At 46.7% G+C, this 12575-nt stretch carries 10 protein-coding genes; 3 read left to right on the top strand and 7 right to left on the bottom strand.

The window, feature by feature from the left end; translation table 11 throughout:
- Positions 1–23: 23 nt before the first annotated feature.
- From E3D00_RS01855 to E3D00_RS01865, 3 genes are read left to right on the top strand one after another with little or no spacing between them, the layout of a single operon-like run.
- Positions 24–3209, top strand: a complete 3186-nt coding sequence (locus E3D00_RS01855) for an efflux RND transporter permease subunit (protein ID WP_141459432.1) — start codon at positions 24–26, stop codon at positions 3207–3209.
- Positions 3206–6487, top strand: a complete 3282-nt coding sequence (locus tag E3D00_RS01860; protein ID WP_141459434.1) for an efflux RND transporter permease subunit — start codon at positions 3206–3208, stop codon at positions 6485–6487. The genes E3D00_RS01855 and E3D00_RS01860 overlap by 4 nt, the downstream gene beginning before the upstream one ends.
- A complete protein-coding gene (locus tag E3D00_RS01865; protein ID WP_141459436.1) occupies positions 6487–8046 on the top strand; it encodes an efflux transporter outer membrane subunit in 1560 nt (519 codons plus the stop codon). The genes E3D00_RS01860 and E3D00_RS01865 overlap by 1 nt, the downstream gene beginning before the upstream one ends.
- Positions 8047–8103: 57 nt before the next feature.
- Here E3D00_RS01865 and E3D00_RS01870 read toward each other — a convergent pair whose 3' ends face one another.
- From E3D00_RS01870 to rpsM, 7 genes are all read right to left on the bottom strand, one after another.
- Positions 8104–8331 (bottom strand): hypothetical protein, encoded by a 228-nt coding sequence (locus E3D00_RS01870; protein WP_246091464.1) that lies wholly within the window; start codon positions 8329–8331, stop codon positions 8104–8106.
- A 103-nt stretch (positions 8332–8434) separates the two neighbouring features.
- A complete protein-coding gene (locus E3D00_RS01875) occupies positions 8435–9745 on the bottom strand; it encodes an MFS transporter (RefSeq protein WP_141459438.1) in 1311 nt (436 codons plus the stop codon).
- A 291-nt stretch (positions 9746–10036) separates the two neighbouring features.
- Positions 10037–10456 carry a 50S ribosomal protein L17 gene (rplQ, locus tag E3D00_RS01880; RefSeq protein WP_141459440.1) on the bottom strand — a complete coding sequence of 140 codons (420 nt, stop codon included), beginning with the start codon at positions 10454–10456 and terminating at the stop codon, positions 10037–10039.
- Between the two features lie 17 nt (positions 10457–10473).
- Positions 10474–11493 (bottom strand): DNA-directed RNA polymerase subunit alpha, encoded by a 1020-nt coding sequence (locus E3D00_RS01885; RefSeq protein ID WP_141459442.1) that lies wholly within the window; start codon positions 11491–11493, stop codon positions 10474–10476.
- Positions 11444–11611: a hypothetical protein gene (locus E3D00_RS10495; protein ID WP_181441980.1), complete on the bottom strand. Its 168-nt coding sequence runs from the start codon at positions 11609–11611 to the stop codon at positions 11444–11446. The genes E3D00_RS01885 and E3D00_RS10495 overlap by 50 nt, the downstream gene beginning before the upstream one ends.
- Before the next feature lie 8 nt (positions 11612–11619).
- On the bottom strand, positions 11620–12012 hold the full coding sequence (gene rpsK / locus E3D00_RS01890; protein WP_007282744.1) for a 30S ribosomal protein S11: 393 nt from the start codon (positions 12010–12012) through the stop codon (positions 11620–11622).
- A gap of 60 nt (positions 12013–12072) precedes the next feature.
- Positions 12073–12450: a 30S ribosomal protein S13 gene (gene rpsM, locus E3D00_RS01895; RefSeq protein WP_141459444.1), complete on the bottom strand. Its 378-nt coding sequence runs from the start codon at positions 12448–12450 to the stop codon at positions 12073–12075.
- Between the last annotated feature and the right edge of the window lie 125 nt (positions 12451–12575).

Genomic DNA, 12575 nt, shown 5'->3' on the forward strand with positions numbered 1-12575 from the left:
TTCTTTTAAGGAACAGCAAGACCGTGAACCCGTCCCGCTTGTTCATCGAACGTCCCGTTGCCACCAGCCTCCTAATGTTCGCTATTTTGCTAAGTGGTTTGCTTGGCTATCATTTCCTTGCTGTTTCTGCGCTACCACAAGTTGAATACCCCACCATAACCGTATCAACCTTCTACCCGGGCGCTGGGCCTGATGTGATGAGCACGTCCATCACTGCCCCTTTAGAAACAGAACTTGGCCAGATGCCGGGGCTTGATCAGATGACATCCCAATCATCAGGTGGGGCATCTGTCGTTACACTGCGCTTTGATCTTGATATGTCTATGGATGTTGCCGAGCAAGAAGTTCAGGCAGCAATCAATAATGCCAACTCTCTCCTACCTTCCGACCTGCCGGCTCCCCCCATTTATGCCAAGGTCAACCCAGCAGACACGCCCGTTCTCACTCTAGGGATCACATCCAAAACCTTACCGCTTCCTGAGGTCGAGGATTACGTCAACACAAGACTTGAACAAAAGATCAGTCAAATTTCGGGGGTTGGGCTTGTCTCCCTGTCTGGTGGGAACCGCAAAGCCTATCGTATTCAGGTTAATATACCCAAACTCACCTCTTACGGTATCGCCATTGATACCCTACGCACCATCATTACAACCGTAAACGTCAACTCCCCGACAGGAACGTTTGACGGGCCGAAAAAAGCAACATCCCTTCGCATTGATGGGCAGATCCAATCTGTGGATCAGTTAATGAATCAGGTTATTGCCTATCAAAATAACGGCCCCATTCGTGTAAGAGATATTGCTACGGTTGTTGAAGGCGCAGAAAATTCTCAGCTCGCGGCGTGGAGCAATAGAACGCCTGCGCTCATTCTCAATGTCCAGCGCCAGCCCGGCGCTAATGTGATTGGTGTAGTCGACAACGTTTTATCTATCCTTCCTCAACTGAAGAAAGATCTTCCTCCTGGGATCGATATCACTCCCCTAACGGACCGCACCACGACAATCCGTGCATCTGTAAAAGATGTGGAATATGAACTCACTCTTGCCATGGTTCTGGTCGTGGGAGTGATTTTCGTTTTTCTACGCAATATCCCTGCCACCATCATTCCCAGCCTTTCTGTTCCATTATCTCTAATTGGGACGATGGCCGCCATGTATCTGCTTGGCTTCTCCCTCGATAATCTGTCTCTTATGTCACTCACCATTGCGACGGGATTTGTCGTTGATGATGCGATTGTCGTCATTGAAAATATCGCACGCTACGTCGAGGCTGGTGAAGATCGTTATACAGCAGCCCTTAAAGGCTCTCAGGAAATTGGCTTCACCATCATTTCACTCACCGTCTCTCTTATTGCGGTGCTCATTCCATTACTTTTCATGAAAGACGTTGTCGGGCGGCTCTTCCATGAGTTTGCCATGACGCTCGCCGTAACGATCGTTATTTCCGCCATTGTCTCCATAACCCTCGTCCCAATGATGTGCGCCCGAATGCTAACGGACACGCATGCGCACTCTCAAAGCAATAGCCTCTGGGCCCGGTTTTCGAATAAAACAGAAGATATTATTCACGCGATCATTGCCACATATGGCCGGTGGCTGGATGTGGTTTTACACTTCAGAACCACAACATTAATTGTCACTGTTGGAACGATCATTCTCACCGGCGTTCTCGCTTACACCATTCCAAAAGGATTTTTCCCCACACAGGATACAGGCGTTATTCAAGGCATTTCCGTTATGCCTCAAGCCATCTCCTTCGATGGTATGCAAGAAAAACAAGCGGCTTTAGGAAATGAAATCCTCAAAGATCCTGATGTTGCCAGCCTCTCCTCTTTTGTTGGGATTGATGGTCAGAACATGACCCTTAATGTGGGTCGTTTTTTAATTAACCTAAAGCCACAAGAACAGCGCACTTCAGACCTTCCAACGCTGTTAAACCGTTTAAGCCAAATCAGCCATAACGTTGTCGGGGCAGAGTTTTATGTTCAGCCTATTCAAGACCTATCTCTTGATTCCTCTGTTTCTGCCACACAATACCAATTCATCTTAGAGAACCCAGATTATAACACTTTCACAACATGGGTTCCCAAATTTATTTCAGCCCTTCAGCATGAACCATCTTTATCTGGTGTAACCTCTGATCTGCAGGCAGAAGGGTTAATCGCGCAAATCTATCTGGATCGGGCGACGGGAGCACGTTACTCCATCACACCACAAACCATTGATAATCTCCTATACGACAGTTATGGCCAGCGCCAAATTTCAACGATTTATACTCAAGCCAACCAATATCGCGTCATCTTAGAGGCTATGCCCACCCTTCAGCATGACCTAACCTCTCTTGACCACCTCTACCTTCCGGGAATTTCCTCTCAAGCAGGCGGAAGCACTACTGGCCCAGCACGTCAACCCACTTCTGGTCTTGTGCCACTTAATCAGGTCACGACCATTACTCACAGCACTGCTCCACTGCTCATCAGCCACTATGGGCAATTCCCTGCTACGACCATCTCTTTTAATGTGACCAAAGGATATTCGCTGGGGCAAGCGACAAATGCTATCGAACGTGTTGAAAAACAAATCAACCTTCCCCCAGCCTTTCAAACCTCCTTCCAAGGAACCGCTGCGGCTTTCCGTTCCTCATTGTCAAATGAAGTTTGGTTAGTTCTTGCTGCCATTATCGCTGTTTATATTGTGCTCGGCGTTCTCTATGAAAGTTTGATCCATCCCATCACCATTTTGTCCACTCTGCCATCAGCCACCATCGGTGCCTTAATTGGGCTTTACCTCTGCGGGATGGATCTTGATATTATGGGTATTATTGGAATTGTACTCCTGATCGGGATCGTGAAGAAAAACGCTATTATGATGATTGATTTTGCTTTGGAAGCTGAACGGCTTGAAAAGCAATCTCCTCTTAACGCTATCCGGCAAGCAGCTATCTTGCGCTTTCGCCCTATCCTTATGACCACGCTTGCAGCTCTGTTCGGGGCCCTTCCTCTCATGCTTGGCCATGGCGTTGGCTCAGAACTACGGCGCCCACTTGGTGTTGCTATCGTCTGCGGACTTATTCTTTCTCAAATCCTCACTTTATTCACAACACCTGTTATTTATCTTTTCATGGATCAACTGGGCAAAAAAACGAAGTCCCTCTTTAAACGCAATTCACCAACACGTCCGCCTCACCATAACCCCAATAATGCTTCATGAAACTCATACGCCTTTTCGTCATGAGGCCTGTGGGCACGTCTCTCATGGCCTTGGCGCTTCTGCTTGGAGGATTAATCGGATATTTACATCTCCCTGTTGCTGATCTTCCTAATGTTGATTTTCCTGTCATCATGGTCACCGCCAACCAACCAGGCGGTGCTCCATCAGAAATTGCAAGTACGGTTGCAGCCCCCCTAGAGCGCCATTTAGGGGCTATTTCCGGCGTGACGGAAATGACCTCAGAATCAACCGTCAATCAAACACGGATTACTCTCCAATTTGATCTTTCAAGGGATATAAACGGCGCTGCCCGAGACGTAGAGTCTGCTCTACAAGATGCCCGTCAAGACTTACCTTCTTCCCTCAGAGCAAACCCGACCTACCGAAAAGCCAATTCCAATGGGCCACCCGTCATGGCCTTCACGCTTAGTTCCACTACACATACCCCACAAGAACTTTATGACTTTGCGACCAATGTTTTGGTTCAGCAACTCAGCCAAATTCAAGGAGTTGGGGAAGTTGATATTCATGGAGGTGCCCTCCCTGCCGTTCGGGTTGAATTAAACCCTCTCAAATTATTTCGTTATGGAATTGGCTTTGAAGATGTTCGTGCTGCTTTAGCATCAGCTAATGCTCATACTCCCAAAGGTTTTATTGACGCACACGGCACACGCCTCACCCTTACGACCAATGATCAAGCAACGAATGCCAAAGATTACCATGATCTTGTTATTGCGTATCGCAATGGGCAGCCTGTTCAACTCACAGATGTCGCAGACATTCAAAATGGTCTTGAAGATATTCGCCAAGCAGGTTTTTTCAATGGGAACCGAGCTGTTATTGGAGTTATCTTCACACAGGGCGGTGCAAATATTATCCAAACAATTGATGGCATCCGCAGCCGCTTACCTTTCCTAAAAACGGCCCTTCCCGGCAATACATCTCTGCATATTATGATTGATCGCTCTCAAACTATTCGAGCGTCATTACAAGATACCAAGCAAACCCTTATCATCGCTGTTGCTCTTGTCATTATTGTCGTCCTGCTTTTTCTCAGAAGTGTATCAGCCATTCTGATCCCAGCTCTTGTTGTCCCTGTTTCTATTATTGGAACATTCGGGTTTATGGCTCTGGTTGGGTATCAACTCGATAATATGTCTCTCATGGCTCTCACGATTGCGACCGGCTTTGTCGTCGATGATGCCATCGTCGTTTTAGAAAATATCACACGCTATAAAGAGATGGGATATTCACGTGAAGATGCTGCAATCTATGGCGCAAACGAAGTTGCCTTCACTGTTTTTTCTATCACGATCTCCCTGATCGTAGTCTTCGCTCCAATTATGTTCATGGGAGGTATAGCAGGTCGGCTTTTCCATGAATTCTCTATGGTAATGGTAATAACATTATCTATTTCCATGATACTCTCCCTCTCCCTAACTCCTATGATCAGCGCTCAAATTCTGAGCCACAATCCTTCGTCAAAACACCCTTTCTGGACCAAAATTAATTCTATTCTTGAATATACGATTAACCACATTGCACTGGGTTACGAACACTCACTCATATGGAGCCTACGCCACCGCCTGCTTATTGTTTTATCTCTTCCAGCCACGCTTATCCTTGCCGGCTTTCTCTTTGTAAAAATGCCAAAAGGCTTTTTCCCTTCCGAAGATACCGGCCAACTCATGGGGCGTGTTGTCGCAGATCAATCTATTTCCTTTCAAGCACTCCGAACTACCGTAGCTAAGACCATGAAACTGATTGCCGCAGACCGTGATGTCGCAGGCGTTATGGGAGGGGCTGGCGGGCACGCAGCAAATTCTGCCAATATTTTTATCAGTTTAAAGCCCAAAGAGCAGCGCAATGATCAGCTCGCTACCACCATCCAAAGGCTTAACCATACATTCCAAAAACACGTTGTTGGGGCACAACTCCGCCTCCTTGCCCCCGGCTCTGTCCGCATAGGCGCCCGGGGAGGAGACGGAGCTTATCAATACGCCCTTGAAGGTTCTTCTGCGGAGGAATTGTTTGAATGGACACCTAAAATTGTATCCGCCCTCTCTAAAATCCCCCTTCTTATGGATGTCTCTTCCAATGTAGAAGAAGGCGGTCAAGCAATCGCTCTTGGTATTAACCGTGATACAAGCTTTCGATATGCTATCACTCCTCAACTCATGGCCAACACGCTCTATGATGCTTTTGGTCAACGTTCTGCATCGATCATTTATAAAGAACTCAACCAGTATCGTGTCATTATGGAAGTGGCACCCGAGTTTTGGCAAAACCCTGCAACGCTTCAGCAAATATGGGTAAGTGCATCGGCTGGAACCGCAGCAGGTGGCACGGCTTCTAACAATTTACGTGTTAGAGCCACAGAAACGACCAACACACTCTCGCAAAGCGAACTTTCCTACATGAACTCCATGGCGAACTCCCTCGCCGGCGGCAAATCAGCATCAAGTGGTGCAGCCGTTACAACCAATGCTGAAAAGATGGTGCCTCTTTCTGTATTAAGTCACCAACGTTATACAAATACTGCCCTTGCTGTAAGCCATCAGGGACAATCTGTTGCCACCACCATTTCCTTTAATCTGGCACCTAATGTTTCTCTAGGCCCTGCGGTTCAAGCCATTGAATCGACCATGGTCAAACTTCATGTCCCTTCCACTATCCATGGTGGATTTGCAGGGAATGCCGCCGCTTTCCAAAAATCTGTCAATGATGAGCCTTTACTCATCCTTGCCGCCATCGCTGCGGTCTATATTATTCTTGGTGTGCTTTATGAAAGCCTTATCCATCCTTTAACCATTCTCTCCACCCTTCCCTCAGCCGGTGTTGGTGCTCTTTTTGCCTTACAGCTCTTTGGTGAAGAATTTTCTTTAATGGCGATGATCGGCGTTATCCTTTTAATTGGAATTGTAAAGAAAAATGCCATCATGCTGATTGACTTTGCCATTAAAGAACAACGAAATGGAGTTCCAGCTTTTGACGCCATTCAAAAGGCCAGTATCCTACGTTTTCGTCCCATCCTTATGACCTCACTTGCTGCTGCTTTTGGTGCTGTTCCTCTCATCATAGGAAGCGGCTATGGCAGTGAATTGCGTCATCCTTTGGGGATTGCTATTCTTGGAGGCTTGATCTTCAGTCAGCTTTTAACGCTTTATAGTACGCCTGTTGTTTTTCTTTATCTTGATCGTTTTGGTACCATACTTGGCAGCATCCCTAAGTTCCTGCTTGTCCACCTACGCATTTCATCACGGAAAACAAAACCCTAATGCCTATATTTCCCCGCCCCCAAGCATCCGTGCCTTTACATCCATTACATTTCGCACCTCTTGCTCTTCCCTTATTATTAGCCCCTTTACTCAGTGGGTGTATCCTTGTCGGGCCCAACTATCATAAACCAAAAGCCATTATTTCTTCCAAATTTAAGGAAGCCCCGCCTCCTCCTGGATGGAATAAAGCACAGCCAGATCTAGCTACATTTCCTAAAGGCAACTGGTGGATTATTTTCAATGATCCAACCCTTAATGAGCTTGAAGAGCGGGTAGCCACATCCAATCAAAGTCTCAAACAATATGAGGCACAATATCGTAAAGCTGCGGCAACGATCGACTCAATCCGCGCTCAGCTCTTCCCGACCCTAAACGGAACATTCAGCTATAACCGTGCAGCAAAAGGCGGAAGCTCCGTTAGCCTTGGGAATAATCAATTCCAAAATACCGGGACCACCACCAACACGTGGCAAACAGGACCATCGGCAAGCTGGACCATTGATGTATGGGGCAAAATCCGACGCCAAATTCAGGAACAAGTAACGGCTACACAAGCAAATGCCGCACTCGTTGCCAATATGAAGCTCTCTTACGAATTACAATTAGCACAAGACTATTTCAGCTTACGCTATCAAGATAGCTTAGTCGATCTGTTCACACGGAATGTTGGCCTTTACAAACATAACCTACAAATTCTGCAAAACCAGCTTGATGCCGGCGTTGCTAATCCAACAAGTGTTTTCCAAGCGAAATACCAGCTTCAATCCACCCAAGCGAGCCTTGCAAATGCTCATATCGCTCGTGCTCAATATGAGCATGCTATCGCTGTTCTAACGGGCCGCCCGCCTGAAGAACTTACTATTCCCCCAATGCCATTGCCTGATAACCTTCCACCAGCGCCATTATCTACCCCATCCATGCTCCTTGAAAGGCGCCCGGATGTAGCACAAGCAGAGCGCAACATGGAATCAGCCAATGCAGAAATTGGCTACGCTATTGGCGCATTCTATCCTGATATCACTTTATCAGCATCCTACGGCTATAGTGGAAATCCGCTTCAGCATCTTATCCAAATTGCCAATCGAACATGGGGATTAGGGGCAGCTGCCTCTGAAACCATATTCCAAGGAGGGGCACGAACAGCCGCCGTTCGTCAGGCAGAGGCGGATTATGACAATGCGGTTGCTAATTATCGACAAACCGTTCTTTCTGCTATGCAGGACACAGAAGATCAGATGTCAAACCTGCACTATCTTGCTGATCAATTAAACTTACAAAACCAAGCCATTGCCAGCGCTCAATCCGCAGTAACGGTTTCCATGAATGCCTATCTTGCTGGGACAGAAATTTACACGACAGTTATTGATGCCCAACAAGCAGCGCTGCAATATGAACAAAACCAATTGAATATTCGTCAGCAGCAATTCCTTTCTGAAATCAGGCTCCTGACAGATCTTGGCGGCGGGTGGAATATCAATCAATTACCGACTAAATCTTCCCTGCAACAAGATAACCCTTTCCTGCCATCTTTCATTCAGAAAGATAAAAACGGCCGTTAACAAAAAAGCGACCTACTAAGGGTCGCTTTGTTGCCGCACTCTAACACACATTAACTATTACTTCTTGGCACTCCATAAACGTGCCAACAGCACCCCACTCACAAATGCAGAGAGCACAACAAACCAAGGTTGATCTAGCGTCAAATCCTGAACTAACGATTGGCTCTCCTTTGCAGCAGAGCAAAGTGTTTTCCGTACCTTCTTACAATCGAATAGCTTATCTGCTCCCTCTTGAAGAGGACGAACACTTTCATCCAAATAAGCTTCTAAATCTGCATCCATCATAAAGCTCCTCTTTTCACTCAATAACTTCGCAATAATATACCATAAAAAAAGGAAGCCCATACATATGAGCTCCCTTTCTAAAATTACAGTACGGAATCTGTATTTAGTGTCCAACTGCTGTCGTCTGCTCCCCACGAGCAGCAACTTCTTCATTATAACGGCGCGCTTCTGGCGAAATCGTCAACACTAACGTCATCCCGGCAGAGGCAAGATAAATCACCGCAAATGTCCAGATCACATATTGCATTCCAGGGCCGAAAACAGCAGAGCACAATGCTACAATGGCAGGACCAACCCACGTAGATGCTCCAGCCCCCAATCCTAGAATAGACAAAGCTGCTGCTTTTTCACGCGGAACAATCTGCGGCATTAACCCTGAAAGAGGAACGAAGGCAGCCACTGTAGCGCCGTAAAAAATACCTGCAGCCGCAACTGCCCAGAAATTTCCTGTAAACCACAGCGGAACATAATAGAATAATGGAATTGCTATAAAACCACCAATTCCACCAAACACAGATACAACCAAACGGTGCCCCAATGTATCTGCGACCATGCCTGAAACAAGGTTAAACAGGATGTTACTTAAAAAAATCAGTGAGAGAAGATTCAACCATTGCTCAAGCGAGAAATGAAGTTCATCGACAAAAAAAGCCGGCATAATTGCCAAAAATGCATATTCTGAAGACGTATCAATAATACGAACAATACCTGCGACCAAAGTCTTTGGTTCACGCCACATAATACTTAACGAACCAAAGAAAATATCCTTAGTCGGCACACTTTCTGGTAATAGCCTTTTCTTTCCGGTAGGCTCATGCGTGAAAAGAAGAGCTATCAAGCCTCCAATAATGACCAGCACCAATGAGCACCAAAAGGTTTTCACCTCGCCGAGGTAAGGAATGGTATAACGTGCAAATTGAGAGCCTAGCGTTGGCAAACCGGCAGAAAACGAGAACCAAAACCACCCCGCAGCAGACCCTAGCATGGATGTCGGTGTTGCCGCTGCAATCCACACAAGAAAGCCATATGCAAAAAGTGGATAAGCGAAACCACGTAATGTATAAAATAAAAGGATCATTGAGCCATTATTGGGCCCTAGTCCTAACGATAAAAACCCAACTTCGAACAGAGCCCATAAGAAAAGGCCGATCCACATAACCTTTTTCGGCCCCATCAAATCAGACAGCGGACCAGAAAACCAAGCCGCTATCATGACTGTAACACCATAAAAGGTGAATAATTCGTTTACAAAGCCCTGATTATGACCGTGATGAAGCATAAAGGTATCAAGATACCCCGCCTCTACACCGTCTCCAACCATGAATAAAAGTAAGCCAACAAAAGCCCAGAAAAGAGATCGTGGAATACCGAGGATTTCGGCTAATCCTCGCTTGGATGATGTTGCTTCGGTCATTAGAGATGCTCTCCAAATCTAAGGACGCATCATAGATTGTTTCGATCTCATTACCAAAACAATATGAATCCGTCGTTGTAGCCCCTACGAGAGTGCTCGGGGTCAATTCAGACGTGACAGAACAGAAGACGATAAAACTTTTTATGAAAGAACCACACAAGTGGATCTTACCTGTCCTGATTCACTTTTTCTGAGCGTAACATAATTATGACGCAAATGTGAACCGATTCACATAAAAAAAGCCGATGCTTTTATCGCATCGGCTTTCCTACTCAACTCAATTCAGTCGAATTAAGCTGCAGCTTGCTCTTCAGCAACTGGTTTAGGACCACTGTCTTGGCCTTTTGCCGCAACATCCCGATCCACCAATTCAATCACAGCCATATCTGCATTATCACCATAACGCATACCAGCTTTAAGCACGCGGGAATATCCGCCTGCACGTGATTTATAACGCTCTGCTACTGTCGAAAAAAGCTTCGATACAATTGCGTCATCACGCAATTGAGCAAAAGCTTGACGACGAGCATGCAGATCACCACGCTTACCAAGCGTAATCAACTTCTCAACGACAGGACGAAGTTCTTTCGCCTTTGGAAGAGTTGTTGTGATCTGCTCATGCTTAATAAGTGCAACTGCCATGTTACGGAACATAGCAGCGCGGTGAGAAGATGTGACGTTTAATTTACGTCCGCTCACACCATGACGCATTGTTAATTTCCTTAATCTTAGAAGTTCTCATCAAGACGCTTGGCGAGATCTTCAATGTTCTCAGGTGGCCAAGCAGGGACATTCATGCCAAGCGACAAGCCCATACCGGTGAGAACTTCCTTGATCTCATTAAGCGATTTACGCCCAAAGTTTGGCGTACGGAGCATTTCCTGTTCGGATTTCTGCACCAAATCACCAATATAGACGATGTTATCGTTCTTGAGGCAGTTTGCGCTACGCACAGAAAGCTCAAGCTCATCAACCTTACGCAGAAGATTACGATTGAACGGTAGATCATCTTGTGGCTCTTCCTGCTCAACAGGACGAGGCTCATCAAAGTTGATGAAGAGCTGCAATTGATCCTGAAGAATACGGGCTGCAAGAGCCAAACTATCTTCAGGTGTTACAGCGCCGTTTGTCTCAACCGTTAACAGCAGCTTGTCATAGTCAGTAACCTGACCAACACGCGTCTGCTCAACTTTGTAAGAAACGCGGCGTACAGGAGAATAAATCGCGTCAATCGGAATCATGCCAATAGGCGCATCCTCTGGGCGGTTTGCTGCTGCTGCAACATATCCTTTACCCATATTGACGGTAAACTCCATGCCGAGCTTTACACCATCATCTAAAGTACAAATCACAAGGTCTGGATTCATGATTTCAATATCATGCCCAGCCTGAATTTGCCCCGCAGTAACTTCTCCTGGCCCTGTAGCCGTCAAAATCATGCGCTTTGGCCCCTCACCATGCATACGCAAAGCAAGTTGCTTAACGTTAAGGACGATATCCGTAACGTCTTCACGCACTCCAGGAACCGCTGAGAATTCATGCAGAACGCCATCAATTTGAATAGCAGTAACTGCTGCACCCTGCAGAGAAGACAGAAGAATACGACGCAGCGCATTCCCAAGCGTCATACCGAAACCGCGCTCTAACGGTTCTGCCACTACAGTAGCAATACGCGAAGGAACCGTGCCGGGCTCGACTTCAAGCTTCTCCGGCTTGATGAGGGACTGCCAGTTTTTCTGGAGAACCAAGGTCGTGGCCTTTCAAACAACGAAGCCCGCCAATTAAATTGGCGGCACCTGGCCCGCACGGATCGTGCGGTAGAAGATGCAATAACGACAAAAGCCACTCTATGAAAAGATGTGGCATTTCATCACTTAGACGCGACGACGTTTACGCGGACGACATCCATTATGTGGAACCGGTGTCATGTCGCGGATAGACGTAATCGTAAAGCCAACAGCCTGCAGCGCACGAAGTGCACTCTCACGACCAGAACCTGGACCAGAAACTTCGATCTCAAGCGTTTCCATACCATGTTCACGCGCTTTACGGCCTGCATCTTCTGCAGCAACCTGAGCAGCGTATGGTGTAGATTTACGCGAACCTTTGAAGCCCTGTGCACCAGAAGAGGACCATGCAATTGCATTACCCTGTGCATCGGAGATGGTAATCATGGTGTTGTTAAACGTGGAAAGCACGTGTGCCACACCAGAGATAATATTTTTGCGCTCTTTCTTACGAATGCGCGGCGCTGCGGCCTTAGCCATAATAGAGGTCGTCCTAAAAGTTAACGAGTACGTCTAAAGTGATGAAAAAGCTATACGCGATTAGCGCGTAACTTTCTTTTTACCAGCAATAGCAACAGCTTTACCCTTACGCGTACGCGCATTGGTATGAGTACGCTGACCACGAACTGGCAAGCTGCGGCGGTGACGTAGACCACGATAGCTACCAAGATCCATCAAACGCTTGATGTTCATTGCTGTTTCACGTCGAAGGTCACCCTCAACGCGATATTCACTATCGATAATTTCACGGATCTTTACGATCTCATCATCTGATAGTTCGTTTACGCGCTTAGCATCAGGAATGCCAAGCTTGCTGCAAATTGCTTGCGCTGTCGACGGACCAATGCCGTAGACATAACGCAGGCTGATGACCACCCGCTTGTTGGTCGGAATGTTTACGCCGGCAATACGTGCCACGCCAAATCTCCCATCGACACGGCCTAACCGTGCCTACCTGTTTACACTGTCGATCAGAATTGGATCGATTGCATTACAGCTAAACTATTTTCCCCTAAACCGATTCCAAGGGACATAATACGTCT

Source organism: Swingsia samuiensis, assembly GCF_006542355.1.
GTDB classification, from domain to species: Bacteria; Pseudomonadota; Alphaproteobacteria; order Acetobacterales; family Acetobacteraceae; genus Gluconobacter; species Gluconobacter samuiensis.

Coding starts and splice junctions, on each gene's coding strand:
- E3D00_RS01860 (WP_141459434.1), top strand. CDS start 3,206: ATGAAACTCATACGCCTTTTCGTCATGAGGCCTGTGGGCACGTCTCTC.
- E3D00_RS01875 (WP_141459438.1), bottom strand. CDS start 9,745: ATGACCGAAGCAACATCATCCAAGCGAGGATTAGCCGAAATCCTCGGT.
- rpsK (WP_007282744.1), bottom strand. CDS start 12,012: ATGGCTAAGGCCGCAGCGCCGCGCATTCGTAAGAAAGAGCGCAAAAAT.
- rplQ (WP_141459440.1), bottom strand. CDS start 10,456: ATGCGTCATGGTGTGAGCGGACGTAAATTAAACGTCACATCTTCTCAC.
- E3D00_RS10495 (WP_181441980.1), bottom strand. CDS start 11,611: ATGCCACATCTTTTCATAGAGTGGCTTTTGTCGTTATTGCATCTTCTA.
- E3D00_RS01870 (WP_246091464.1), bottom strand. CDS start 8,331: ATGATGGATGCAGATTTAGAAGCTTATTTGGATGAAAGTGTTCGTCCT.
- E3D00_RS01865 (WP_141459436.1), top strand. CDS start 6,487: ATGCCTATATTTCCCCGCCCCCAAGCATCCGTGCCTTTACATCCATTA.